The organism is Nocardia pneumoniae NBRC 100136 (genome assembly GCF_000308755.1).
In the GTDB taxonomy this organism is placed as follows: Bacteria; Actinomycetota; Actinomycetes; order Mycobacteriales; family Mycobacteriaceae; genus Nocardia; species Nocardia pneumoniae.
The window spans coordinates 78,123-103,400 of sequence record NZ_BAGF01000081.1 but is presented as its reverse complement, the minus strand read 5'-3'; the positions used below and the strand labels follow the sequence as shown (position 1 = coordinate 103,400).

Annotated in this window: 23 protein-coding genes; 12 read left to right on the top strand and 11 right to left on the bottom strand. The window is 69.2% G+C overall.

The annotated features are described in order from the left end of the window. Positions 1–35: 35 nt before the first annotated feature. Positions 36–1,406 (bottom strand): sensor histidine kinase, encoded by a 1,371-nt coding sequence (locus ON34_RS26715; RefSeq protein WP_040784506.1) that lies wholly within the window; start codon positions 1,404–1,406, stop codon positions 36–38. A gap of 89 nt (positions 1,407–1,495) precedes the next feature. Here ON34_RS26715 and ON34_RS26710 point away from each other — a divergent pair, with 89 nt between their 5' ends. The 3 genes from ON34_RS26710 (at position 1,496) to ON34_RS26700 (ending at position 3,917) form a co-directional block, all read left to right on the top strand. Beyond that, positions 1,496–1,834: a DUF4190 domain-containing protein gene (locus ON34_RS26710; protein WP_040784503.1), complete on the top strand. Its 339-nt coding sequence runs from the start codon at positions 1,496–1,498 to the stop codon at positions 1,832–1,834. A 49-nt stretch (positions 1,835–1,883) separates the two neighbouring features. Continuing rightward, the gene (locus tag ON34_RS26705; protein WP_051023153.1) at positions 1,884–2,570 is read left to right on the top strand and encodes a TrmH family RNA methyltransferase; all 687 of its coding nucleotides are present in this window, start codon (positions 1,884–1,886) and stop codon (positions 2,568–2,570) included. Positions 2,571–2,831: 261 nt separating this feature from the next. Next, on the top strand, positions 2,832–3,917 hold the full coding sequence (locus tag ON34_RS26700; protein WP_040784580.1) for a glycoside hydrolase family 76 protein: 1,086 nt from the start codon (positions 2,832–2,834) through the stop codon (positions 3,915–3,917). Here ON34_RS26700 and ON34_RS26695 read toward each other — a convergent pair. Together ON34_RS26695 and ON34_RS26690 are read right to left on the bottom strand one after the other, a co-directional pair. Next, positions 3,898–4,575 (bottom strand): DedA family protein, encoded by a 678-nt coding sequence (locus ON34_RS26695; RefSeq protein ID WP_051023169.1) that lies wholly within the window; start codon positions 4,573–4,575, stop codon positions 3,898–3,900. The genes ON34_RS26700 and ON34_RS26695 overlap by 20 nt on opposite strands. A gap of 52 nt (positions 4,576–4,627) precedes the next feature. Beyond that, a complete protein-coding gene (locus ON34_RS26690; protein ID WP_245548212.1) occupies positions 4,628–5,284 on the bottom strand; it encodes a DedA family protein in 657 nt (218 codons plus the stop codon). Between the two features lie 300 nt (positions 5,285–5,584). On the opposite strand from ON34_RS26690, the gene fbaA reads away from it, so the two are divergent. Both fbaA and ON34_RS26680 read left to right on the top strand, forming a co-directional pair. Next, positions 5,585–6,619, top strand: coding sequence for a class II fructose-bisphosphate aldolase (gene fbaA, locus ON34_RS26685; protein WP_040784495.1), 1,035 nt, complete (start codon positions 5,585–5,587; stop codon positions 6,617–6,619). A 31-nt stretch (positions 6,620–6,650) separates the two neighbouring features. Next, entirely contained in the window at positions 6,651–7,769 is a 1,119-nt protein-coding gene (locus ON34_RS26680) for a BTAD domain-containing putative transcriptional regulator (RefSeq protein ID WP_040784576.1), read from the top strand. Here ON34_RS26680 and ON34_RS26675 read toward each other — a convergent pair. Together ON34_RS26675 and ON34_RS26670 are read right to left on the bottom strand one after the other, a co-directional pair. Beyond that, the gene (locus ON34_RS26675; RefSeq protein WP_051023149.1) at positions 7,766–8,083 is read right to left on the bottom strand and encodes an excalibur calcium-binding domain-containing protein; all 318 of its coding nucleotides are present in this window, start codon (positions 8,081–8,083) and stop codon (positions 7,766–7,768) included. The two genes, ON34_RS26680 and ON34_RS26675, sit on opposite strands and share 4 nt — an antisense overlap. Before the next feature lie 37 nt (positions 8,084–8,120). Continuing rightward, on the bottom strand, positions 8,121–8,456 hold the full coding sequence (locus tag ON34_RS26670; protein WP_083889817.1) for an excalibur calcium-binding domain-containing protein: 336 nt from the start codon (positions 8,454–8,456) through the stop codon (positions 8,121–8,123). 292 nt (positions 8,457–8,748) lie between these two features. Here ON34_RS26670 and ON34_RS26665 point away from each other — a divergent pair, with 292 nt between their 5' ends. Further along, positions 8,749–10,215, top strand: a complete 1,467-nt coding sequence (locus ON34_RS26665) for a glycoside hydrolase family 183 protein (RefSeq protein WP_040784572.1) — start codon at positions 8,749–8,751, stop codon at positions 10,213–10,215. 63 nt (positions 10,216–10,278) lie between these two features. Here the strand turns inward: ON34_RS26665 and ON34_RS26660 are convergent, their stop codons facing one another. After that, positions 10,279–11,331, bottom strand: a complete 1,053-nt coding sequence (locus tag ON34_RS26660) for a fused (3R)-hydroxyacyl-ACP dehydratase subunits HadA/HadB (RefSeq protein ID WP_040784570.1) — start codon at positions 11,329–11,331, stop codon at positions 10,279–10,281. Positions 11,332–11,427: 96 nt separating this feature from the next. Next, entirely contained in the window at positions 11,428–12,825 is a 1,398-nt protein-coding gene (locus ON34_RS26655) for an Rv0361 family membrane protein (protein ID WP_245548208.1), read from the bottom strand. A 1,248-nt stretch (positions 12,826–14,073) separates the two neighbouring features. Between ON34_RS26655 and ON34_RS26650 the strand changes: the two genes are divergently transcribed. Continuing rightward, positions 14,074–14,517 carry a DUF3151 domain-containing protein gene (locus ON34_RS26650; RefSeq protein ID WP_040784490.1) on the top strand — a complete coding sequence of 148 codons (444 nt, stop codon included), beginning with the start codon at positions 14,074–14,076 and terminating at the stop codon, positions 14,515–14,517. A 50-nt stretch (positions 14,518–14,567) separates the two neighbouring features. Next, positions 14,568–15,722, top strand: a complete 1,155-nt coding sequence (locus ON34_RS26645) for an FUSC family protein (RefSeq protein ID WP_083889813.1) — start codon at positions 14,568–14,570, stop codon at positions 15,720–15,722. 312 nt (positions 15,723–16,034) lie between these two features. On the opposite strand, the gene ON34_RS26640 is transcribed toward ON34_RS26645, so the two are convergent. Further along, a complete protein-coding gene (locus ON34_RS26640; protein ID WP_040784487.1) occupies positions 16,035–16,817 on the bottom strand; it encodes a site-2 protease family protein in 783 nt (260 codons plus the stop codon). Next, a complete protein-coding gene (locus ON34_RS26635; protein ID WP_245548207.1) occupies positions 16,814–17,473 on the bottom strand; it encodes a hypothetical protein in 660 nt (219 codons plus the stop codon). Before ON34_RS26635 ends, ON34_RS26640 begins: the two co-directional genes overlap by 4 nt. A 282-nt stretch (positions 17,474–17,755) precedes the next feature. On the opposite strand from ON34_RS26635, the gene ON34_RS26630 reads away from it, so the two are divergent. The 3 genes from ON34_RS26630 to ON34_RS26620 all read left to right on the top strand — a co-directional run bounded on the left by ON34_RS26630 (position 17,756) and on the right by ON34_RS26620 (position 22,053). Beyond that, positions 17,756–19,045 (top strand): adenylosuccinate synthase, encoded by a 1,290-nt coding sequence (locus ON34_RS26630; RefSeq protein ID WP_040784483.1) that lies wholly within the window; start codon positions 17,756–17,758, stop codon positions 19,043–19,045. A 116-nt stretch (positions 19,046–19,161) separates the two neighbouring features. Then, a complete protein-coding gene (locus ON34_RS26625) occupies positions 19,162–21,765 on the top strand; it encodes a helix-turn-helix transcriptional regulator (RefSeq protein ID WP_040784480.1) in 2,604 nt (867 codons plus the stop codon). 6 nt (positions 21,766–21,771) lie between these two features. After that, complete coding sequence (locus ON34_RS26620) at positions 21,772–22,053, top strand: hypothetical protein (RefSeq protein ID WP_157172438.1); 282 nt, start codon at positions 21,772–21,774, stop codon at positions 22,051–22,053. A 402-nt stretch (positions 22,054–22,455) separates the two neighbouring features. Here the strand turns inward: ON34_RS26620 and ON34_RS26615 are convergent, their stop codons facing one another. Together ON34_RS26615 and ON34_RS26610 are read right to left on the bottom strand one after the other, a co-directional pair. Continuing rightward, the gene (locus ON34_RS26615) at positions 22,456–23,007 is read right to left on the bottom strand and encodes a methylated-DNA--[protein]-cysteine S-methyltransferase (protein ID WP_040784565.1); all 552 of its coding nucleotides are present in this window, start codon (positions 23,005–23,007) and stop codon (positions 22,456–22,458) included. Between the two features lie 204 nt (positions 23,008–23,211). Beyond that, on the bottom strand, positions 23,212–23,451 hold the full coding sequence (locus tag ON34_RS26610; protein WP_040784474.1) for a hypothetical protein: 240 nt from the start codon (positions 23,449–23,451) through the stop codon (positions 23,212–23,214). 62 nt (positions 23,452–23,513) lie between these two features. Here ON34_RS26610 and yczR point away from each other — a divergent pair, with 62 nt between their 5' ends. Beyond that, entirely contained in the window at positions 23,514–25,019 is a 1,506-nt protein-coding gene (gene yczR, locus ON34_RS26605) for a MocR-like transcription factor YczR (RefSeq protein WP_040784470.1), read from the top strand. Positions 25,020–25,278: the final 259 nt, after the last annotated feature.

Below are 25,278 nucleotides of genomic sequence, written 5' to 3'. Positions count from 1 at the left end.
AGGCGCGACGCGCGCTGTGTTGTCGAGTCGCTCGTTCATCGCGACCCAGCCAGCGGCAACACGATGGTCACCACGGTCGGTCCGCCCGCCGGGCTCTGCACGGTCAGCGTTCCGTCCACGGTGCGGGCTCGCGCCGCGAGACCGGACAGCCCGCTGCCCGCGCCGATCGCGCCGTCCATAGGCGCCACCGCGCCGCCGATTCCGTTGTCGCGCACGGTCACCGCGATGGTACGCGCGTCGCCCGGCAGCACCGACACCCACGCACGGGTGGCATGCGCGTGCCGCACCACGTTGGTCAGCAGCTCGGCGACCGAGAAGTACGCGATCGCCTCGATGGCCGGGCTCGGGCGCTCGGGCAGGTGCACCCGCAGCTCCACCGGCACCGAGCAGCGCGCGGTCAGCGTCTCCAGGGCCGGTTCGAGACCCAGTTCCAGTGCGGGCGGGTGGATTCCGCGTACCAGCTCGCGCAGCTCGGTGAGCGCCTCCTTGGAGCTGGCGTGCGCGTCGGCGATCAGGTCGCTGGGATCGCCGCCCGCCGCGAGCCGGTCCTCGGCCCGCCCCAGCGCCATCGCGATGGTGACCAGTCTGGCCTGCGTCCCGTCGTGCAGGTCGCGTTCCAGCCTGCGCAGTGTGGCCGCGGAATCCTCCACCGCGGTCCGCCTGCTCTCCTGCAATTCGATCACCCTGCGGTCGCGCGCCGTCGCGCTGAGCAGGGCCATGGTGAGCAGTCCGTGCACCCAGCAGACGCCGCGCACCAACCAGGGCAGCACCAGGCAACCCAGGACGCCCAGCAACGCGAACCCGAGCGCCTTCGGCCAGCTGTCGACGTAGAAATCGCCGAGCTGAAAAATGGATTGGTGCTCGACACCGTTCTCGTCGACATTGGTCGGGTGGACCAGCGCCCACGGGATCGGGGAGAGCGCGGTGAACATGGTCATCGCCACCGTGACGAGCACCAGGTACCCGACCACCACGCCGAGCACCACTTGCGCGAGCAGGAACAGCACTGCCCGCCAGCTCACCCGATCGGTCAACGCGCCCTTGAGAAATGCGATCACGCCGCGTGCGGGCGCGAACGGTGGTGGCGGTGTGACGGTGACGCCGAGTAGGTCCCTGGCCAGCGCACGGTAGATCCGCCCCCAGGCCCGGCCGCCGAGTAGCACCACCGCGAGCACCGGCAGGCCGATGATGGTGATCGCGACGTACAGCCCGCCGCCGAAACCGAAGAACAGGTAGGCGACGGCCGCGCAACCGAGCACGAAAACCGTGAGGACATAGACGAGTTCCTTCCAGAACCGGGCACGCAGCGGCGCGAGCAGCGCGGTGCGCAGCACGTGCTCAGCCGGTTCGGGCTCACCTGGTGGCGGCTCCAGTACGAGGGTCGATTCGGCGTGTGTCTCGGTCATGACTCCATGGTTGTCGCCGGGGCGCGAACGTTCGATGGAGATGGCCGCCGAATGGTGGTGTAGCCAGCCACACCGCTACCATCCTGCGGATGAGCTACCCGCCGCAGCAGCCGCCGTACGGCTACCCAGCCTACGGTGCCTACGGACCGCCTCCGGACCATCCGCAAGCCACCACGATCCTGATCCTGGGCATCCTGAGCCTCGTGCTGTGCCAGATCATGGGCCCGTTCGCCTGGGTGATGGGCAAGCGCGCACTCAACGAGATCGACGCGTCCGGTGGCGCCATCGGCGGCCGGGGGAACGTCAACGCGGGCTACATCTGCGGCATCATCGCGACGGTGCTGCTGGTGCTCAGCCTGTTGATCGTCGTGCTTTTCGTGGTGCTCGGCGTGATCGGCGTCTTCGCGGGAAGCTCGTCCAGCTACTGAGCCCCGGCCACCCGTCGTCGGCGTGGTGGCCGGAACTAGCATCATCGACGTGAGCCACCCCGTGCCGGACGCGACGGACCAGGACCTACCCGGGCCGACGGAGTGGGGTGCGCACTCGCACGGCGTCGGTCCGTGGGACGTCGAGCACGCCGAGCCGCCGCCGCAGGATCCGCGGCTGGATCCGGAGTTGCTGGCGGGCGGCGACCGCCGCAATGTGGTGGACGCCTACCGATACTGGACTCGCGAGGCGATCATCGCCGACATCGATCGGCGGAGGCACCCGTTCCACGTCGCGATCGAGAATTTCGGGCACGACGCGAATATCGGCACGGTGGTCCGCACGGCGAACGCCTTCGCGGCCGCGGCCGTGCACATCGTGGGCAGGCGGCGCTGGAACCGGCGCGGCGCGATGGTGACCGATCGCTACCAGCACATCGAGCATCACGCGGATATCGGGGAACTGCTGGCCTTCAGCGAACGCACGGGCCTCACCGTGGTCGCCGTCGACAACGTGCCGGGTTCGGTCCCGCTGGAGACGGTCACGCTGCCGCGTGAGTGCCTGCTGCTGTTCGGCCAGGAGGGTCCCGGGGTCACCGACCACGCCAAGCAGGCCGCCGTGATGACGGTGTCGATCGCGCAGTTCGGCTCCACCCGCAGTATCAACGCGGGCGTGGCCGCGGGAATCGCGATGCACGCGTGGATTCGGCAACACGCCGATCTCACGACAGCTTGGTGACGGCGACGAGCGCCTGAACAGGAGATCTTGCGGTTACGAAGCGAATCGCCACGATTTCACATCGCTTTCGTAACAAATCGGACGCATAAATGCGTTCAATGCTGGCACCATTGAATCATGACCTCGCGGAGCGACGATCTCGACGTGCCGCACGCGGAGCACGCCGAAGCGGCCTCCGCGGCACCGCACCCGCCGACCGGCCTGTCACGGGCGGGCCGGGACGCCGTCGCTCCCGCGACACTGTGGTCCGAACGTGCCGACATGGCCGAATCCGCGATCGTCTCGCGTCACCTGCGCGCGCTGTGGGCGCTGCCGGGCACAGCGCTGGGCGTGGTGGGCTGGCCGGCCACCAAGCGCGAGCGCGTCTTCGGTTCCTGGCACTACTGGTGGCAGGCGCATCTGATCGACTGTGCCACCGACGCCGCCAACCGGGTGCCGACTCCCCTGCGCCGCAAGCGACTTGCCGCACTGGCGCGCTCGCACCGCCTCCGCAATCTCACCGGCTGGACCAACCGCTATTACGACGACATGGCCTGGCTGGCGATCGCGCTGGAACGGGCCGAGCGCACCCAGGGCACCACTGTGCGCAGCGCGCTGATCGCGCTGGAGAAAACCCTCTACGAGGGCTGGCAGCCGCAGATCGGCGGTGGACTGCCGTGGCGCATCGGCTCGGACTATTTCAACGCGCCCGCCAACGGCCCCGCCGCCATCGCGCTGGTGCGCCTCGGGCGAATCCAGCGTGCCCAGGAGATGGCCGACTGGTTGGACGCGACACTGCGCGACCAGGAGACCGGCTTGATCCTGGACGGCATCCACCTGCCCTCCGGGGAGATCGAGCGTCCCGTCTTCAGCTACTGCCAGGGCGTCGCGCTCGGCCTGGAAACCGAGTTGGCCGTGCAGACCGGCGAGGCCAGGCACATCGACCGGGTGCACCGGCTGCTGGCGGCCGTCGAAGAGCACATGACCACCGACGGTGTCGTGCACGGTGGCGGCGGCGGTGACGGCGGACTGTTCAACGGCATCCTGGCCCGCTACCTGGCGGTGGTGGCGGTGATGCTGCCCGGCGAGGACCCCGCACGACTGGCCGATCGCCGCGCGGCGGCCGCGATCGTGCGCGCATCCGCGACGGCGGCCTGGTCCAACCGGCTCGAGGTCGAGGGGGAGCCGCTGTTCGGGCACGATTGGAACAAGCCGGCGCAACTGCCCGGTGGCAGCGCCGGAGCCGGATACTTCACCCCCGGCGGTTCGGTGACCTCCTCCAAGGTGCCCGAGCGCGATCTGTCCGTGCAGTTGTCCGGCTGGATGCTGATGGAGGCGGCCTACCAGGTCAGCGCCGCGGGTCTGTGATCCTGGGGCAGGGCTGGGCCTCCAGCACGACGGTCGGCGCGTCGTCCAGGTCGAAGTCCTCGGCGGGCCGGGACATCTCCTGCCGGTAGTGCCGCACGCCGAGCACCGTTCCGACGATCAGCCCCACCACCAGCGTGCCGATCACGATCGGCATCAGCCACGGCACCCGTTCCAGGAAGCTGCCCGCGTAGTAGCCGATGAGCAACAGCACCGGCGCCCAGACGATCGCGCCGATGGTGCTGGCCACGGTGAACTTGCGGTGGTCCATGCGCGCCGCGCCCGCGACCGACGGGCACAGCGTCCGCACCCATGGAATCCACCGCGCGACCAGCACCGCGACGAACCCGTGCCGATGCAGCAACTCCGCCACCCGTTGCAGGTTGCGGACGTTGATGTATCTGCCGTCCTTGCGGGCCACCAGATGCTGACCGGCGCGCTGCCCGATCACGTATCCCACCTGATTGCCCGCGATCGCCGCGACCATCGCGCCCAGCGACAGCGCCCACACGTGCCGCTCACCGGAGGAGTGCGAGGCCATCACGATGCCCGCGGTGATGAGCATGGAGTCGCCCGGCAGGAACAGCCCGAGGATCACGGCGCATTCCAGGAAGACGAAGGTCAGCACCACTGTCCAGACGAGCGCGGGGCCCGCCGACATCAGCGGATCGAAACTGCCCACAGCTAGGGGCGCAGGCGCCGTCGACACCGGCTCAGCGCGAGGGCTCGCTCGTGGAGGCGGTCAGCTCGGCCTCGGGCGTCTCGGCCTCCGGCGCGCCGCGGCCGAGCAGCTTCTTCGCCACCGCGGTGATGCCGGGCAGGATCGACACGAACACGATGAGCAGGAAGATCGCCTCGACGTGGTCCCGGATGAACGCGACATTGCCCAGGAAGTAGCCGAGCACCGTGACACCGCCGCCCCACAGCAGCGCGCCGACGATGTCGAACGCCACGTACTTGCGGTAGTCCATCTTGGACACACCGGCCAGCACCGGCATGAAGGTGCGCACGATCGGCACGAAACGGGCCAGGATGATCGTCTTGGGTCCGTGCTTCTCGAAGAACTCGTGCGTCTCCGTCACGTAGTGCTTCTTGAAGAACCGGGTGTCCTCCTTGTGGAACAGCGCGGGCCCGATCGCCCGGCCGATCCAGTACCCGGACTGGTCACCCGCGAACGCGACGAGCACGGTGGCGGGCACCAGCACCCAGATCGACACCGGCGGATTCGGCTGCGCGGCCAGCAGGCCGCCGGTGAACAGCAGCGAGTCGCCGGGCAGCAGCGGGAACAGCAGGCCGGTCTCGATGAAGACGATCACCAGGATGGCGGGCAGCACCGCGTTCTTCAGCCACGTCTCCGTGAGCAGGTGCATCGGGTCGAGCAACTCGGTCAGCGCGAGGTTGCTCGTCACCGATTCTGTCGCTGCCTGCAGAATCACGTGGCCTCCTGTCCCGATACGGCTGGCCTGCATCGCTTGCCACCGCGTCGGAAGCTGCCAGCGCAAATTACCGGCCCCACAGTACCGGCTCCGCCTGAGAATGCTCGCGCTGTGCGCGAAATTACTCGCGAGTCAACTATCCACTCCATCCCTGCATACCAGGCGAAACACCGCTGCCTTAGGGTGAACACTGACAAAATAGGTCTTTGCCGCAACAACTACGGAGGTCTTACTGTGCCCATCGCGACTCCGGAGGTCTACGCCGAGATGCTCGGTAGGGCCAAAGCCAACTCCTTCGCCTTCCCGGCCATCAACTGCACGTCGTCGGAGACGATCAACGCGGCCATCAAGGGCTTCGCGGACGCTGGCAGCGACGGCATCATCCAGTTCTCCACCGGCGGTGCGGAATTCGGTTCCGGCCAGGGCGTGAAGGACATGGTCACCGGTGCGGTCGCGCTGGCCGAGTTCGCGCACGTCGTGGCTGCAAGGTACGACGTGACCATCGCGCTGCACACCGATCACTGCCCGAAGGACAAGCTGGACACCTTCGTTCGCCCGCTGCTCGCGATCTCCCAGGAGCGGGTCAACGCCGGGCAGAACCCGCTGTTCCAGTCGCACATGTGGGACGGCTCCGCGATCCCGATCGACGAGAACCTGGAGATCGCGAAGGAGCTGCTGAAAGCCACCCACGCGGCCAACATCATCCTCGAGGTCGAGATCGGCGTCGTCGGCGGCGAAGAGGACGGTGTCGAGGCCGAGATCAACGAGAAGCTCTACACCTCGCCGGAGGACTTCGAGAAGACCATCGACGCGCTCGGCGCGGGCGAGAACGGCAAGTACCTGCTCGCGGCCACCTTCGGCAATGTGCACGGCGTGTACAAGCCGGGCAACGTGGTGCTCAAGCCCGCGGTGCTGGCCGAGGGTCAGCGCGTCGCCGCGGCCAAGCTCGGCCTGTCCGCCGACGCGCAGCCGTTCGACTTCGTCTTCCACGGCGGCTCCGGCTCGCTGAAGTCCGAGATCGAGGACTCGCTGCGCTTCGGCGTGGTGAAGATGAACGTCGACACCGACACCCAGTACGCGTTCACCCGGCCGGTCGCCGGGCACATGTTCACCAACTACGACGGCGTGCTGAAGATCGACGGCGAGGTGGGCAACAAGAAGACCTACGACCCGCGCAGCTACCTGAAGAAGGCCGAGGCGGCGATGGCGGCGCGCGTCGTCGAGGCGTGCAACGACCTGAAGTCCGCCGGACGCTCGATCAGCGCCTGACCCTGGTACACCCGTCAGGGGCTTGGTGCACATGAGTCTGGATGTGCGCGTGCTCGGGCCCGTGCGGCTGCTCGTCGGCGGTGAGCCGGTGGCGGTCGGCGGGCCCAAACCGCGAGCTCTGCTCGCCGCGCTCACGGTGAACCGGCGGCGCGCGGTGTCGTCGGCCGCTCTCGCGGACATGGTGTGGAACGAGGATCCGCCCGACTCCTATGCCGCCAGCCTGCAGGTTTTCGTCTCGAATATCCGCAAGGCGCTGCGCAATTCCGGAGTCGACCCGGCTACGGTGCTGCGCACCGAGTCGTCCGGGTACCGATTGGAGATCGAGGAGAGCGCCTGCGACCTGGGCCGTTTCGAGGCGGCGCGGGAGAAGGGCGCTCGCGCCGCGGAGGCGGGCGATCACGCGGGCGCGGCCCAGCTGTTCGCCGCGGCGCTGCGCGAATGGAGCGGCCGGGCGCTGGCGGATCTGGCCGGTCTGCAATTCGCCGACGGCTTCGCCACCGCCATGGACGAGGAGCGGCTGCTGGCCGCCTCGGCGCGGATCGACGCCGAAATCGCCTGCGGGCGCGCGTCGTCGGTGATCGGCGAGCTGGTCGCGATGACCACCGAGCATCCGCTGCGGGAACCGCTGTGGGGTCAGTTGATCACCGCGCTGTACCTGTCCGGGCGTCAGGCGGACGCGCTGGAAGCGTGCCGGAAGGTGCGCGGGGTGCTCGCCGACGAACTGGGCATCGATCCGGGACCGGCGCTGATCGATCTGGAACAGCGGGTGCTGCGGCAGGAGCCGCTGAACACGGTCGAACTCCGTCAGGTCGAGCGGTTGGCCGCGGCGATGACCGAGACGGTCACCGAAGTGCCGCGCGCGGTGCGCAGCGGTCAGCTGCGTTTGCCGAACGGCCGGATGGTGGCGATCGCGCAGGGCGGTCTGCGCATCGGCCGGATGACCGACAACGACCTGGTCCTGGAGGATCCACGGGCCAGCCGCTACCACGCGCACATCATGCCCAGCCGCGCCGGACTGCTGATCAAGGACCTGCATTCGGCCAACGGCGTCTTCGTCAACGACGACCCGATCGAGAACGGCACGCTGCTCGCCGACGGCGACCAGATCCGGATCGGCGCGACGATCCTGACCTTCCAGGCCCTGCACTAGTCGCAGGCGATCCCGTCGCCGTCCCGGTCCAGCTGCGCATTGAAGCCGGGCTGCCCGCGATACAGCGGGCCGACGCCCTCTGCGCGGACCTGGTCGCAATCGGTGTAGATCTTGTGCGACTCGGATTCCTCCGGCGACGAGTGGTCTTCCCTGGGGCCGGAGCGATTGTGCGGGATCGGATGGTCGTCGTGCGGTCCCGCGATCGCGACGGCCGATTGCGGGACAGACGCCACCGGCGGCACGAGGACGCATGCCCCGGCCGCCAGCAGCGCCGCCCCGATCGCGGGCGCGACGCGACGAACTGAGTTACTCACCCCTCCATCCTGCTCCCGGGATCGGCCGCTGTGCCGTTCACTCGCAGGCTATTCCGTCGTTGTCCCGGTCCAGGTGCGGTGCGTAGCCCGGCTGTCCGCGCAACAGGGGCGCCTTGCCCGCGTTGCGGACCTCCGTGCAGTTCTTGTAGTAAGGCGCCTGCGGTTGATTGCCCGGCTGCCGTGGGTTGTTCGCCTGGGGCGGGTTGACCGGCGGTGGCGCAGTCGGTGCGCAGAACTGCGCGGAGCCGGTGCCGCACAACAGTTCGCCCAGCGGATCGGCCGCGGCAACGGACGACCCCGCGGCCAGCAATGTGGTGGCCAGCAGGCAGGCCGAGGCGAGGCCGGGCAGGGTTCGCAGGAGTGTGGTCTTCATGGTCACGAGTCCTCGCGTCCAGCGCCGAGCGTGGCAGACACGTTCGGCGGCAATGGTTTCGAATCAACCACCCACGCCATGGGCATCGGGCGGACAACCACTCTCCCCGACAGGAGTCGTCGTGGTGTGGACGCTAGCAGGACCGCCTGCTTCCCTTCGGCAAATTGAGCAGAATATTCCTCTTTATTTGGTGTGTCGTCGCGCCGGATTTCGAAAGCCGAAGCAGGTAGGGTCGATCCGCTGGTTCGTGTCCGCAAGGTTCGTGTCCGCAACGGATTTCGAGGGGTTGGCGATGGCGATGCGAATGCTGGCCGCGGTCGGCGCCATGGTGGTCGGCGCGGGAATGCTCGTCTACACCGATGGACCTGCCGCCGCGGCGCCGGAAGTGACCGACGGTCCGGTGGGCGTGGGTCCGTGCGCGAGCGACCCGGTGCCGACCCACGAGCCCTTGGTGCCCAAGACGCTCGAGGTGCCGATTCCGTATCCGGTCGTCACCGTGCTCCCGCCCGCGGCGCCGGAGCCCGCGCCGAAGCGGACGCGGATGGAGCTGCCGCCGGACCCGTGCACCAACCCGTGCCCGGACCTCACCGACTTGCCCGGCGCGCCACCCGGTCTCGCCGCGCAGCTCGGGATTCCGGAGATCCTGCTGAATCCCAAGCCTTTCTACTTCGCCCTCCCCGGCCCCGGCCCGGACCCGGGTCCGGTGCCGCCGCCACCGCCACCTGTGCAGCCGCCGGTCGAGTCGGCGGCGCAGTCGCCCGCCCGGCCCGCGCCGCGCCTGAGCCCCGCACGCGAGGTGGCCAAATTGACCGGCGCGCATTCGGTGAACCGCACCGACAAACGCTGGCAGGTGGACGGCACCGATCTCGGCATCATGTGGGAGAGCGCGCCGGGTGAGATCACGACCGTGTTCGGCGACACTGTCGGCCGCGGCTTCCATCCGCCGGGCGGCATGGGGCTGGATTGGCGCAGCAACGTGCTGGCGTTCAGCACCGACCGCGACCTCACCGACGGGATGACCTACGACCGGATGGTCACCGACGACCGCTGCCACGCCGCCGAGGTGCTCTCCAGCCGCAAGCTGGACAACGTCGAGGTCACCACGATTCCCACTTCGGGTTTCGCGCTCGGCGATCGGCAGTACCTCAGTTACATGTCCATCCGGACCTGGAACAGCGCGCCCGGCACGTTCTTCACCAACTACGGCGGCATCGCCTACTCCGACGACCACGGCCAGACCTGGACCAAGGACCCGCACGCCCGCTGGGACAACATCTTCGGCCTCGCCAATTTTCAAGTGAGCGCGATGGTTCCGCACGGCGGGTACGTGTACATGTTCGGCACCCCCAATACCCGCCTCGGCGCGGTCGGGCTCGCCCGGGTACCTCAGGATCAGATCCTCAACACCACCGCCTACCAGTACTGGCGGGACGGCACCTGGACCCCCGTCGGTGGATTCGCCTCGGCCACACCGATAGTGAACGGCCCGGCAGGCGAACTCTCGGTGCGCTACGACGCCGCCCGCAACGTCTGGCAAATGAGCTACCTCGACACCGCCAAGGCCGCCATCGTCGTCCGCGAATCGGATTCACCGCAGGGCGCGTGGTCGGAGAGCACGCCGACAGTGAGCGTGCTGAACTACCCCGAGCTGTACGGCGGTTTCATTCACCCCTGGTCGTCGGGCCCGGACTTCTACTTCACCCTGTCGACCTGGAGCGATTACAACGTCTATCTGATGCACTCGGTGCTCGATGAGTGAGCCGGTCGGGACGCGAGGGCTGGTGAATCGAACGGCGTCGGCGGGGAACGGCCATGGCGGAGTCTAACGGAGCCGGACCTCGGCCAGTGCGCGGCCGAACAGTTTGCGTCCTTCGGCGGTGCCGCCGAGCAGGATGGTGGCGGTTCGCGTGTTCGCGTCGAGCGACTTGATGCGGCCGGTGAACTCCACTGTGCTCGCCGTGTCGGCGGCGACCGGGACGAAGCCGGAGAAGCGGACGCTGAACTTGCGGATGGCGGTCGGATCGCCCAGCCAGGAGGTCAGGTAGCCGCCTGCGAGGCCCATGGTCAACATGCCGTGCGCGACCACCGTGGGTAGCCCGGCCACCTGCGCGGCGTGGTCGCTGAAGTGGATCGGGTTGGCGTCGCCGGAGACGCCGGCGTAGTTGGCGAGGTCGCCTCGGGTCAGTCGGAAGCTGCCGACCGGCAGCAGGTCGCCGGGGCCGAAATCGTCGAACGCGGGCACGGTGTGCACCGGCGCGATCTCGGGATCGGTGGGCTCGGCCAGCGGGCTCACGCCGAGCGGGATCAGAGCGTCACCGTGGGCGAAATCGGAGTCGGCCGGACGCCCGTGCATCATGATGTTCTCGATCACGTCGGCCAGGTTGGCGTCGACCTCGGCGCCGCGGCGCGCGACGATCGTGGTCGATCCGACGATGGCGACCTGGTCGTGCTGGTTGATCAGGGCGAACCGCACCACGATGAAGTCGTTGTCGCCGAATCTGCGGATCGACTCGATCACGATCTCACTGGTCAGCCGGTCGCCGGCCAGGATCGGACGGTAGACCTCGAAGACCTGGTCGGTTTGCAGGAACTGGGACAGGTCGTACTCGATGAGCACCGAATCGAGCAGTGCCCTGGTTCCGGCCATCCCGACCACCGACGCGAAAGTCGGCGGAGCGATGATCCCGGGATAGCCGAGCGCGCGTGCGTCGGCCTCGTGCTGATGTGCCGCGTGCTGGTTCTGCACCGCACGGGCGAACTCCCGGACCTTCTCCCGGCCGACCTCATAGTGATCGTGTACCCGGAAGCGCTGTCCGGCCGGCGTTGCCGGAACCGCGTCGAACTCCGGCCGCGCCATAGTCTGTTCCCTGCCCATGATCCGGGCCATGCTACTGCCGAGCCGGACCGTTGACCAGGTAAGTGTGACGCGTGCGACCTGCATCGATGCGGCTCGGCCGATCACGCTGGCGGGTTACTGGGTCCCGGAGGGCGGGTCGCAGACCTTCCATCCGTCGCCGGTGCGTTGCAGGTCGAACGTGCGTTGCGATCGTTTGCCGGGGTCTGCCTCGGTGTACACCGTGGCCTGCGCGAGGGCCGTGTCGTCGGTGATGCGGATGGCGTCGATGCTGTCCACTACCGGGATGTTCTTGCGCTCCACCGACAGCTTGTGCACACCGGCGAACTGGTCATCCGGGATGCCCTGGTAGAAGTCGTGCAGCGGACCGCAGGTGGTCGACCGCAGGGTGGCCAGGTCACCGGTCTTCAAGGCATTGGTGTAGTCGGTGATGGTGGTCCGCACCTGCGCCTCGGGGGAGTTGTCCCCGGACATCGTGACGAACGCCACGATCACCGCGACCAGCGCGACCACCAGTACGGCCGCCCCGCCCAGCACGAGCAGCCGCCGATTGGGCCGCGTGGTGTCCGGCGGCGCGGTGCCGGGCTGCGGCGGCGGAGCGATCCGCTGCGGCGGCGCGATCGGCCGCTGCGGCGGACCGCCCAGGGAGTGCGCGGGCACGGTCTGCTGAACGTCCGCGGGCGACGGGGCCGTCGCCACCTGTCGGGGAGCGCCCGGCGAGCGCTGCGGGGACGGGCGGGTCTCTTCGACTCCTGGTCCGTGCTGCGGCGGTGCCGACGGACCGTGTGGTCCGGGCTGCTTGGGACCGCCCGCGGGGCGCGGGGTGCTCGGCGGCTTCGTGATCGGCACCGGGCCCGCCGCGGGCGGGACGACCCGATCGGTTCCGGCGCGGCCACCGTCGGCGGGCCGCTGGATCGGCAGCGCGACTGTCTTGGCGTCGTCCAGGTCGACCACCGGCATCGCCATGGTCACGTCCTCCGAACCCGGGGGATTCTGCTCCTCGGGCTCGGTGGGTGCTGCCGCTTGCGGACCTGCCGCGCTCGACGGCTTGCGCATCACGACGGTCGCGGCGTCTCCGCCCGCTCGGCTCGGATCGTCCTGTGGGATCGCCGCCGTCTTCGCTTCGGCGTCAGGAGCGTCGGCCGCGGTTCCCGACGAACCTGTCCCTGTCGGTGCGGGTGTCCCGGTCTTGGAACCGGCCGCGGACTGCGCGTCGCCGGGAGCTGGCTTGCCTTTGACCGGCTGGTTCTTCGGCGGCGCTGCCTCTTTCGAGGCGGGGCTGCCGGTGGCCGCCGAACTGGACGGGAGTTGATCCCGCTTGATCACCTGGGTGCGGTCCCCGGCCGCTGCCCCACCCGGTGCGGAACCGGCAGTCGGTGCGCTCGCGGGTCCGGATTTCGCGTCGGCGGCGGGAGCTGGCTTGTCCTTGACCGGCTGATCCGGCGCGGCAGCCTCTTTCGAGGCGGGGTTGCCGGTGGCCGCCGAACTGGACGGGAGTTGATCCCGCCTGATCACCTGGGTGCGGTCGTCGGACGCAGCTGCGCCCGCGGCGGAACCGGCATTCGGTGCGCCCGCGTCCCTGCCACCGGGTGCGGTCTTCCGTTCGATCGCCGCCGTTTCCGCATCCTGGCTCGAGGGTCGGCCCGGAACTTCGGCCGACGCGCCGGAACCGGAGCGTGGTCCCGCACCGGCATCCGTCTTTCCGCTCGCCGAGTCGGCCTTGCCGGTCTCCGCTCCGCCAGGTGCGTTCGCTGCCCGTTCGGGTCCAGAGGCGCTCGCCGGTCCGGTGGGCGACCCGTCTTCGGTCTGGTCTGCGCGGGGTTTCGTGCCCGGTGCCGCGGGCGCGGGCGAACTCGCGGACGCCGAAGGGGGAGTCTTCGATTCATCCGTGCTGCCAGGTGCACCCGCAGACTTGGCGGCTGCGCCCGCTGAGGGCTTGCTCGGTGTCGTGCCGGAGGCAGGCCCCTTCGTGCTTGTGGGACCGGATCCCGGTGCGGATGGGCCGCCGGTTGCCGGTCGGGCCGCGGGCGTTCCGGGAGCGCCCGGGTTTCCGGACGCGGCTGCGGGGCGAGCGGCGGAGTTCGCGCCGGTCGCCGTGTCGGTGGTTCCTGGGGCCGGGTTGTTCGCGCCGCCAGCGGGCTCTGAGCTGGGCTGTTTCGCGGAGCCGGTGCTCTTGGCGGGGGTGCCCGCCGGTCCGGATGCGGTCGAGTTCGCTGGCGCGGAGCCGGGAGCCTGCCCCTGCTCGCCACCTCGAGTTGCACCGGACGCAGGGCCGCCGCCCTGACCCGCCGTGGAACCCTTTACCGCCGCGGCGGATTCGTCCGAGGCACGCGGCGATGCCGGGGCGGTCCACGCTGCCCAGGTCCTCGACGGCCGCGCTGCCTGAGGGATCCGCTCCGTGGGTGCGGCGGAGGGTGTCGCAGCGCCTTTCCCGGCGGGCGGAGTGCGGTCGGCGGCGGCGTCGGGGCGTGCGTCGGCCCCGGCCGAGTCAGCCGGTCCGGCGCTATCCCGCGCCGGATTCTTCTCGTCGTTCGGGTCGGACACGCACACCCCTCGCTCAGGTGGAACTGTGGAACTCGACGGCCAGCCTAATGGGCGCAACCGGACGAAGTCCGTCAATAGCCCGCGCCGGGCCGAGTGGGGTCAGAGGCGGCCGCAGAAGGGGGCGCTGTCGGACGAAGTCCGTCAATAGCCCGCGCCGGGCCGAGCGGAGGCGAGGCAGCCGCCTATCGACTGAATCGGCCTCCGGTGCAGAATGTCCGCATGACCTCGTTCGGTGACCTGCTCGGACCGCAACCGGTACTGCTACCCGAATTCTCCGACGCCGAGGACGCGCTCGGCGACAACGCCGATCCGGTGCGGGTCGCGGCCGATCATCCGGCCGCCTCGATCGCCTGGGCCCACCTCGCGGAGGCGGCGCTGACCCGCGGCGAAGCCCAGGACGAGGCGGTCAACCACGACATCGTCGCGGCGTACGCGTTCGCCCGCACCGGCTACCACCGTGGCCTCGACCTGTTGCGCCGCAACGGCTGGAAGGGCTTCGGCCCGGTGCCGTGGAGCCACGAGCCGAACCGCGGTTTCCTGCGCAGCGTCGGCGCGCTGGCCCGCGCGGCGAAGGCGATCGGCGAGACCGAAGAGTACGCGCGCTGCTTGGACCTGCTGGAAGACTGCGACCCGCGTGCGGCCGGGGAACTCGGCCTCGACTGAGCAGTGACAGCAGTATCGCGTAGGGATTCGATGAGGGTGGCGTTCGGGTGATGGCTGGGCTCGACCCGAATTCCCGCGTCGGGACCGCCCGCGCGAGCGGCGTGGCTCGGCTGCGCGCTTCGTGGGCGCGGCTGCGGCGTTCGACGCTGCCGATCATCCAATGCGCGGTCGGCGCTGCGCTGGCCTGGTTTCTCGCCCATCACGTCATCGGCCATACGCTGCCGTTCTTCGCGCCCACGGCCGCCGTGGTGTCGATCGGCATCTCCTTCGGCGCCCGGCTGCGTCGCTCGGTCGAACTGGTGGTCGGCGTCGCGGTCGGCATCGGCATCGGCGATCTGTTCATCTCCCGCGCGGGCACCGGTGTCTGGCAGATCGCGTTCGTGGTCGCGGTCGCCATGGCCGCGGCGGTGTTCCTCGACGGCGGTTCCATCATCACCATGCAGGCGGCCGGTTCCGCCGTGCTGGTCGCGACGTTGCTGCCGCCCTCGGTGGGCGGCGGCTTCTCCCGCATGATCGACGCCCTGGTCGGCGGTCTGGTCGGCGTGGTCGTGGTGGCCGCGATTCCCCTGCATCCGGTGCGGCGGGCCAGGGCGTTGGCGGCGGACATTCTCGCCGTGATGGGCAAATCCATCACCGAGTGCGCCGATGGACTGCTCGAGCAGGACCCGGAGAAGGTGCACCGCGCCCTCACCGCGGTTCGCGCGACCCAACCGCAGATCGACTCGTTGCGCGCCACCCTGGAGGGCGGCCGCGAGATCAGCCGGATCTCCCCGCTGTATTGGAACTCCCGTTCCCGCCTGGAACGCATCAGGGCCACCGCGGACCCGCTGGACAACGCGATCCGCAACACCCGAGTCCTGTTGCGGCGCTCGCTGACTCTGGTCCGCGACGACGAAATCCTCCATCCTGGCTTGATCGATGAGGTGGAGCGCCTCGGCCAAGCCGTGGACGTGGTGCGCCGGATGATGCTCGCCGACCCGGGCGAGCAGCCCGACCGCGCCGAGGCCGCCCGCGTACTGCGCTCGGTGGCGAAGGGTGCGCGCCCGGAATTGGTTGCCGGTGCGGGGCTTTCGGCGCACGTCGTGTTCGCGCAGGTGCGTTCGACGCTGGTCGACCTGATGCAGGTGTGTGGGATGCAACGTATCTCGGCGATTGCGCTGCTGCCGCCGACGGTCAAGCACCCGTACGTGCGGCCGGAAGTCTGAGCCGAACTACTCAGCGGTAATCGGACATTTGTGCCGGACAAAGTGGTACGCGTCCGGCGGCCCCGCGGCGGCGAGTCGAGCTTCGGGTAGTGCGCTACCCGTGTTCCGCGCGCAGTAGCGCCGTAGTTTTGCGATGTGACCGCGGGTTGGCGGGGTATCGCGGTCGACCGCTTCGCACGCGGACGGAATGGCCTACCAGCCAGGGTGTGGTGGCTGGGGGCGGGGATGGGCCGGACGCGAGCGAAGAAGCCAAGGCCGCCTGGTCGATTCGACCGGGCGGCCTTGTGCTGCTGCGCGTGCGGTGACCCGGAATCAGGTCCAGAAGCGGGTCAGATAACCCCCGAACCGCGACCAATTCGACGGCACGCCGGACAATTCGAACAGCGCGTACACCGCGTCGAAGAACACCTCGTTGATGGCGGGTGTGAAGAGCAGTGCGAACAGGATCAGCATGCCGAACGGCTTGAACTGATCGAGCGAGCGCCGGGTCTGGTAGCTCAGGGACGGTTCGACTATCCCGTAGCCGTCCAGTCCGGGCAGTGGGATCAGATTCAGCAGGGTTGCCGTGATCTGGAGGAACGCAAGGAAACTCAGGCCGAACCAGAACGCCGGATGCGCTTCGGTGCTGCCCCAGATCCGGACCACAACCAGAAGCAGCACCGCGCACAGCGCGTTCACGGCAGGCCCGGCGCCGCTGATGATTCGTTGCGTCCGCGGCGAGACGTTGTGCGTGTGCACGTAGACCGCGCCGCCGGGCAGGCCGATCCCCCCGAGCGCGATGAACACCATTGGAAGAACGATCGACAGCAGCGGATGGCTGTATTTCAACGGATTCAGGGTGAGATAGCCGCGCAGTTCGACCTCGCGGTCGCCTGCGCGCCACGCGGTGAACGCGTGCGCGAATTCGTGCAGGCACAGGGTGACGACCCAGCCGAACACCACGAAGACGAACACCCCGGCCTTGGCCCTGGTCGAATCCACGGGGGCGTCCCAGGCGAGCGCGCCGCCGACCGCCGTGAGAAGTACCACGAGCAGGAACACCGGGCTCGGCCGGACGGCGCGCGATCGGCGATTGATCGGGAATGGCGCGCTCATCGCACCAGGTGCCAGGACTCGTGGTGACGGTAGAAGCTCGCGCGCGGCACCGGGCGGTCGGTGCGAATGCCGTCTCTGGTCACGATCGCGCCGGGGGTGCCGAGCTGCGCGGCCCGCCCCTCGACCCAGCGGCGCTTGCGGATGCGCTTACGCACGGTTGCCCGCACACCGGGCAGTTCGAGCGACGGCGAGACGATCATGGCCGTCACTTTCCCGGAGAACAGCTGGGTGTCGTCGACGTAGGCTTCGCCCTCCAGCTTCGCGCCCTCGACGCCGGTGATCACCGCGCGGCCGACGAGCACCGTGCCGGTGTCGTCCCGGATCAGCGGTGTCTGGACGCCGCGACCCTCGATGGCGCGCTTGGCCGCCGCGTTGCCGGTGCCGGTCTGGTACGCGCGGGAGGCGTAGGTCTTCTCGACCGGCACGTAGCCGATCTCCACGTGCAGCCGTTCGGTGCGCATCAGGTGGGTGAGCACCGCGGCCAGTGCGGCGTCCTCGCCCAGCACTATCAGCCGCGGCAGGCTGTCGGCGGCCAGCACGGGAAGCAGCTCGTCGATCTCGGCGGGATCGGGAATGGCGGCGGTTTGCGTGGTCGGCAGTGCCGCGAGCGCGATGGGTACGGGTGCGCTGTCGCAGCGGAGAACATGGGTACTCAAGCTGCCGTACACCCTCCTCGGTTCGAGCCGACACCGTCGGGCCCCTCGCCACTTCCAGGTGAACCCGCCAGGGCTCGCCTGTGCACGCCGCGCTGCCGCGCGGCGTGCCGTGCAACCATAGCCCTGCCCGGCCGTGACCACACGGGTGTCGAGCCTACGACGAGATCCGACGCGATGCCGCCTGGGACGGGTCGGCTAGACTGTGCTTCCGGCCACCGCCTCAGTACGGCAGGTAGCTGCAACACGTCCGTGTTGCCTGTCGAACCGTAGGAGAACACGACCATGCCGGCAATCGTCCTGATCGGCGCCCAGTGGGGCGACGAGGGGAAGGGCAAAGCAACCGATCTGCTCGGCGGCCGGGTGCACTGGGTGGTCCGCTACCAAGGCGGCAACAACGCGGGTCACACCGTGGTGCTGCCCAACGGCGACAATTTCGCGCTGCACCTGATCCCCTCCGGCATCCTCACCCCGGGCGTGACGAATGTCATCGGCAACGGCGTCGTCGTCGATCCCGGCGTGCTGCTCGCCGAGCTGGCCGGGCTGGAAGACCGTGGCGTCGACACCTCCGGCCTGCTGCTCTCGGCCGACGCGCACCTGATCATGCCGTACCACGTGGCCATCGATAAGGTCACCGAACGCTTCCTCGGCAACAAGAAGATCGGTACCACCGGACGCGGTATCGGCCCGTGCTACCAGGACAAAGTCGCCCGTGTGGGGGTGCGGGTCGCGGATGTGCTCGACGAGAAGATCCTCACCCAGAAGGTCGAGGCCGCGCTCGAGTTCAAGAACCAGGTGCTGGTCAAGATCTACAACCGCCGCGCGCTGGACCCGCAGCAGGTGGTGGACGAGGTGCTCGAGCAGGCCGACAGCTTCAAGCACCGGATCGCCGATACCCGGCTGAAGCTGAATCTGGCGCTGGAGCGGGGCGAGACCGTGCTGCTGGAGGGTTCGCAGGGCACCCTGCTGGACGTGGACCACGGCACCTACCCGTATGTCACCTCGTCGAACCCGACCTCGGGCGGCGCGGCGGTTGGCGCGGGCATCGGGCCGAACAAGATCAATACGGTGCTCGGCATCCTGAAGTGCTACACCACCCGGGTCGGTTCCGGGCCGTTCCCGACCGAGCTGTTCGACGAGTCCGGCGCCTACCTGGCCAAGACCGGCGGTGAAGTCGGCGTCACCACCGGCCGCGCCCGGCGCTGCGGCTGGTTCGACGCGGTGATCGCCCGCTACGCCACGCGGGTCAACGGCATCACCGATTACTTCCTCACCAAACTGGACGTTCTCTCCAGTCTGGAGACGGTGCCGATCTGCGTGGCCTACGAGGTCGACGGCGAGCGGGTCGAGCAGATGCCGACCACGCAGACCGAATTCCATCACGCGAAGCCGATTTACGAGGAAATGCCCGGTTGGTGGGAGGACATCTCCGGCGCGCGAAGCTTCGACGAACTGCCCGCCAACGCGCAGGCGTACGTGTTGCGGCTGGAGGAGCTGTCCGGCGCCCGGATTTCCTGCATCGGCGTGGGACCGGGCCGGGACCAGACCATCGTCCGGCACGACGTCCTCGGCTAGAACCGGTTCGAATTCCGCGCGGTGAGCGCAAATTCGGCGGGGTTCACCACAAATTCACCATGGTTATCGGGCCCGCTCGGCTTCGATCATGATCGTTCAAGCTCTAAAGTTAGAGCATGGCTCGGAACTGGCCGATGATCGAGCGCGAAAGCGAATTCGAGGCGATCCGCGCGGCGCTGACCGGTCCGGAGCACGTCGGGGTGGTCCTCACCGGCGATGCCGGAGTCGGCAAGACCACCTTGGCCCGGCACGCCACCGCCGCGATCGGCGGCAATATCCGCTGGGTGGCGGGCACCGAGTCGGCGCGCAGCATTCCGCTGGGCGTATTCGCGCACATGGTCGGGGTCTATACGGCGCACGATCCGGTCACGTTCATGTCGGCGGCGCGCGAGGCGCTGCTCGCCGACGGGCACACCGTGATCGGTGTGGACGACGCGCACCTGCTCGACCAGCTCTCCGCCACCCTGCTGCTCCAGCTGGCCATCGACAAAGCCGCGCACATCGTGGTCACCGTCCGCAGCGGGGTCCCGGTGCCGGACGCGATCACCTCGCTGTGGAAAGACGGGCACCTGACGCGCATCGACCTGCGCCCGTTCACCCAGCGTCAGAGCGTGGAGCTGGTGGAGTCGATGCTCGGCGGGCAGCTGGAGGGGTTCACCGCCAATCTGATGTGGGAGTCCTCCGCCGGAAACGCGCTGTTCCTCCGGCATTTGGTCGAGGGCGCGCTGGAGGCGGGCACGTTGCGCCAGGTCAACGGCGTTTGGCAGCTGCGGGGGCGTGCCGCGGTGACCTCGGAACTCGCCGCGCTGCTCGAGGACCGGGTCGAGCAGCTGCCGGAGTCGGTGCTGCGGGTGCTGGAACTGCTGACCTTCTGCGAGCCGATCGATCTGGACGTGCTCGCCGAATTGGCCGGTGAGGACGCGGTGGAAGCCGCCGAAACCCGTGGCGTGATCAAGGTGGTGGAGAATACGCAAGAGCTGAGCGTGCGCTACAACCACCCGCTGTTCGGTGAGGTGATCCGGCGACGGCTCGGCATCGCCTCCGCGCGGCGCTTGCGCGGCCGCCTGTATTCCTCGCTGAAGGAACGTCCGATCAAATCCGCGGCCGACCGGATCCGCTTGGCCGAATTGGCCTTGGACAGCGATAAATCCGCGGATCTGGAATTGTTCGAGGCGGCCGCCGCCGACGCGATCGGATTGGCGAATCTGCCGCTGGGCGAACGCTTCGCGCGGGCCGCGGTGGAACGACGCGGCGGCGTGGAGGCCGCCGACCTGCTGGCGCGCGCCCTGCTGTGGCAGGGCCACCGGATCGAGGCCGAACGCACGCTGGCCAGCTTCGACCCCGATCAGCTCGACGAGGTGCAGCTCGCGCGCTGGGGCAGTACCAGGGTGGCGAACCTGTTGTGGGCCATGGGCGATGCCGACCGCGCCGACGAGGTGCTTACGCTGGTGCGCGGGAAGGTGCGGCATCCGAAGATCGCGGCCATCTTCACCGGTCTCGCGTCGGCCAGCTGGGTCAACGAGAACAACATCGATAAGGCGGTCGCCGAGGCCGAGACGGTCATGTCCACGAAGGACGCGCCGCCGTGGGCGGTGTGGTGGGCCTCGTTCGGCGGCGGCTTGGCCTTGGCGTTGATGGGCAAGGGCGAAGCGGCCAGACAGTACGCGGCACGCGGGCACGAGGTGGAGGAGCACATCGACGGGCTCAACCGCTTCATGTCGACGCACGCCGAGGTGCTCGCGCTGACTTTCACCGGCGACCTGGAGGCCGCACGCCGTTGCGCGGCAGCGTATTTCGGTTACTCCTCGCCCGGCCAGTACCTGGCCTGGGGTATGTCGAAGATCCTTCAGGGCACCGTCGACGTGGCGCAGGGCCGGTTCAACGACGGCATCGAGCATCTGGAACAGGCGCTGGCCGCACTGGCCGCCGAGGGGGCCGCCGCCTGGATGTTCCCCGCGCGAATCCGGCTGGCGGAAGCGTATTCGGCGCTCGGCCGCGCCACCGAGGCCGCCGAGTCGATCGCCCACGCGACCGCGCGCGGCGGCCGCCACAGCGCGGTCTACGAGCCGCAATTGGAAGTCGCCCGCGCCTGGCTGGCCGCGGCCGAAGGCACCGTCTCTCCGGCCATCCGGATCGCGGTGGGCGCCGCCGACGCGGCGGCTCAAGCGCATCAGCACGCGATCGAGGCCATCGCCCTGCACACGGCGGCCCGCTTCGGCGACCACTCCGTGGCGGGACGACTGGCCGACCTGGCCGCTCGGGTGGAAGGGCGCCTGGTGCAGGCGCAGGCGCGGCACGCGGTGGCGCTGGCCGCCCACGACGGTCCCGGACTCGACGCCGCCGCGGCCGAATTCGAGCGGATCGGCGCGATGCTGTCGGCCGCCGACGCCGCGGCACAGGCCGCGTCGGCACACGAGCGGGCCGGGGACCGGCGCAGGCTGCTGGAGTCCGCCGCTATGGCCAATCGACTGGCCGCCGCCTGCGGCGGAGCGAGCACTCCCGCCTTGCGGCAGGCCGCGCAGCCTTTGCCGCTGACCGCGCGGGAACGCGAGATCGCGAACCTGGTGGCGGCGGGCTTGTCCAACCGGCAGATCGCCGACCGTCTCACCGTCTCGGTACGCACGGTGGAGGGCCACCTCTACCGTGCCTGCATCAAGATGGACGTCACCGACCGCGAGTCACTCGGCGCACTGATGCGCGGCGAATCCGGGAGCGGGTGAGCTACCGTGCGATCAACCATCGTGGCGTGTGTCCTAGCGGCCGGGGTGGCCTTGGTAGGCGGGTGCTCGGACGGTCAGCCCGGCCCGGCGACCAGCTCGGCGCACCCCTCGGCGACGGTGGCGCCGTCGAAGTCGGAGACTCCTCAGGAGCGCTACACCAGGATCAGGGACAAGCTGATCGAACTCGGTTGCTCGACGAACGTGTGCATCCAGACGTACTTCGGCTGCATGGACGGCTACATCACCGGTGAAGCCTGCGATTTCTACCGCGAACACCCGATCGACTGAATCGGCGACGCCGCGTTCGTGCTTCCCAGCCTCCGGGAGCGAGCCGTGCTGGCGGCTCGGCGCAGGTCAGCAAGGCGACCGCGACCGGCGCCAGCAGGCCGACGTTCGGATTGTGGCCGAGCGTGGGGACCTCTTGGGCAGCATCGGGGACAACCGTGGCGACGGCCCGGCCGCCCTCGCGGGAGCCGCGCCTCGCTCTTGCCGCCCGCGCGATGACGAGGGGCGAAGCGCCGACCGCGGACCAGTCCTGGGCGCCGCGGTTCACCGCGCATGGAGTCGCGCACACCACGGTCGGCCTCGTAGTCGCCCGGCGAGTCCGTGTTGTCGGCCGCTACCAGGCTGGTCCTGATCCAGCACGGTCGGTGCGTGCTGTTCGGCCAGCCGGACCCGCCGATTCCAGGCTCAGAACAGGGTGGGCTCGCCGAATCCCGGTGTGCGCTCGATGGTCAAAAGCCGCTGCTTGGTGTCGATTCCGCCCGGGGCGGAGAATCCGTGCAGCGCATGGTCGGACGCGAGCACGCGATGGCACGGGATGATCAGCGGGATCGGGTTGCGGCCGAGGGCTTGTCCGACGGCCTGGGCGGCGCCGGGTGCGCCGACGCGCTCGGCGACCTGGCCGTAACTGAGGGTGTGGCCGGGATCGATGGCGCGGGTCACGGTGTAGACGGCGCGGTGGAACGCGGGAATTCCGGTGGTATCCACCTGGATCCAGCGCAAGTCGTCGAGTGCTCCCGCGAGGTGGGCGCGGATGCCCGCGATGGCCTCGGCGATGGGGCCGGTGGGCGCTTCTTCGCGGATCTCCTCGCCCGGGTATCCGGCGCGGCGGCGGGTGATGCGCGCGCGGGTGGCTGCCGGGCTCGCCTCGGGGAGCTGGAAACGGATCACCCCTTCGCCGCTCCACGCGATCGCGCAGCAGCCGATCGCGGTATCGAACAGCGCAGCAGCGACTGGCACGGCCGGACGGCTCGAGGCCGCGGGCTCCGCGGCGGAGCCGGTGACCTCGCCTGCCGGGCGAACGGCCGCGGAGGCGAGGCGCGTGGCGTCACTCATGAGCCAAGTCTGCACCCGAGGACCGACAAGTCCGAAACGAACAGTCCAGTTATGTGGAACTGGCCTGAGATTTGCGTCCGTGATCCGGTGGTCCGAGGCGTCTGCCGCTCACACGCGCGGCTTCTCCGTTACGGGCCAGTCCGGATCCGGCAGATCTCCGCGACTGTAGATCGCCGCGAGGTCGGAGTATCGCCGCTGCTCCTCGTAGTACGAGAGGGTCCAGTCCGACATCGGTGTGCCCGGGTGGAAGCGTTCGAGGCGGAAGGCGCGCTCGTCGCGTTTCGGGGCATAGTGATAGATCGAATAGCCGAAAACGGCCACAAGGAACAAGGTGGCGAGGGCGTTCATTCCGCCAGAGTGCGCTCGACTGGCCTTGCCAATAAATATCCAATCAGCCGATACTGGACCGCATGGCAACGAGAGTGATCGGCGCGGGCAGCCTGGCTCGTGATCTGGGCAGCTGGCGGAACGTGCACGACGGCGAGCCGGACTCCGCCGGACGGCGGTCCACCCGTCCGGCATATCTGGCCCTCGCCGAAGGCATCCGGCTGCTGATCCACGATGGCCGCGCCCCGCTCGGCGTCGCGCTGCCCAGCGAACGCGACCTCGCCGCCACGCTCGGCGTCAGCCGGACCACCATCACGTCCACCTACGCGCTGCTGCGCGAGCACGGCTACCTGATCAGCCGGCAGGGCTCGCGCAGCACCGTGGCGTTACCCCGCGACGTGCAGCACGATGGCATCAAGCCGGCCAGGAGCATTCTGGCCATGATGGGCTCGCCCGAGTTGCCCACGATCGACATGACCTACGCCGCCATGGCTGCCCCGCTGGAGATGCAGGACGCGTATTCCGCTGCCTTGGAAGGCATTCCGCCCTATCTCGGCACGCACGGCATGGACCCGGTCGGTGTGCTCGCGCTGCGCGAGGCGATCGCCCGCCGCTACAGCGCGCGCGGCCTGCCGACCGAGCCGGACCAGATCTTGGTCACCCTCGGCGCCCAGCACGGCATGCGCCTGCTGCTCAACGTGCTCACCGCGCCCGCCGCCCGCGTGCTCATCGACCACCCGACCTATCCGAACGCCATCGAGGCCATCCGCGATGTCGGCGCCCGTCCGGTGCCGGTGCCGCTGCGCCCGGACGATCCGGCGGGCGGCTGGGATCTCGACGGAATCCGCAGCGCGGCACGGCAAACCGCGGCCAGCCTGGCCTATCTGGTGCCGGATTACAACAACCCGACCGGGCTGCTGCTCGACGCCGACGGCCGCGCCGAACTGGCCGCCATCGCACGGGAAACCAGGATGACCGTGGTGATCGACGAATCCATGGCGGATCTGGGACTCGGCGACGCCGCCCCGCCGCCTCCGGTCGCGAGTTTCGCGAAAGGCGCCGAGATCGTCACGATCGGCTCGGCCTCGAAATCGTTCTGGGGCGGTCTGCGCGTCGGCTGGATTCGCACCAACCAGGCGCTGATCACCAAACTGCTCGGCATCCGTTCCACCGTCGACCTCGGCACGCCCGTGATGGACCAGCTGGCCACCGTGCACCTGCTCGAGCACGCCGACACCATCCTCGACCGTCGTCGGGACCACTTGCGTTCGCAGCGCGCCGCTCTGCTCGACGCGCTCGCCGAAGAGTTGCCGGATTGGCGCGTCACCGTCGGCGCGGGAGGCATGTCGGTGTGGGTGCAGCTGCCCACTTCGGTGTCGACGGCGCTGGCCGCCACCGCGCCGAATCACGGCGTATTGCTCGCGGCCGGGCCGCGATTCGGCGTGCAGGGCGCGTTCGAACGTTTCCTGCGACTGCCGTTCACCCACCGGGAATCCGACTTGCGGTTGGCGGTCAAGGCGATCGCGTCCGCCTACCAGGCGCTGACGCCGCGCGCCGCCGATCCGTTGACGCCGCTGACCTGCTACTGAACCGATTTCGCACAAGCGAGGATGATTCACCTGCGCCCCGATTGAGGGAGGGCCTGAGCCGGCGGTACTACCCTTCCGAGCGCCGCCGGGCACGACCGCCCGGCCACCCCTCGGAGCCGGCCCACGTCATGCTCGGACGGCGTGCGGAAGGCCGCACGGCGTCGAGGCCTCCAGTTCGAGCGTGCGGTCAAGGAGCGAACCGGATGGCGCCGGAGGGAATTCAGCTGCGCTCGAAAGCCGCCTGCTCGCGGACAGTATT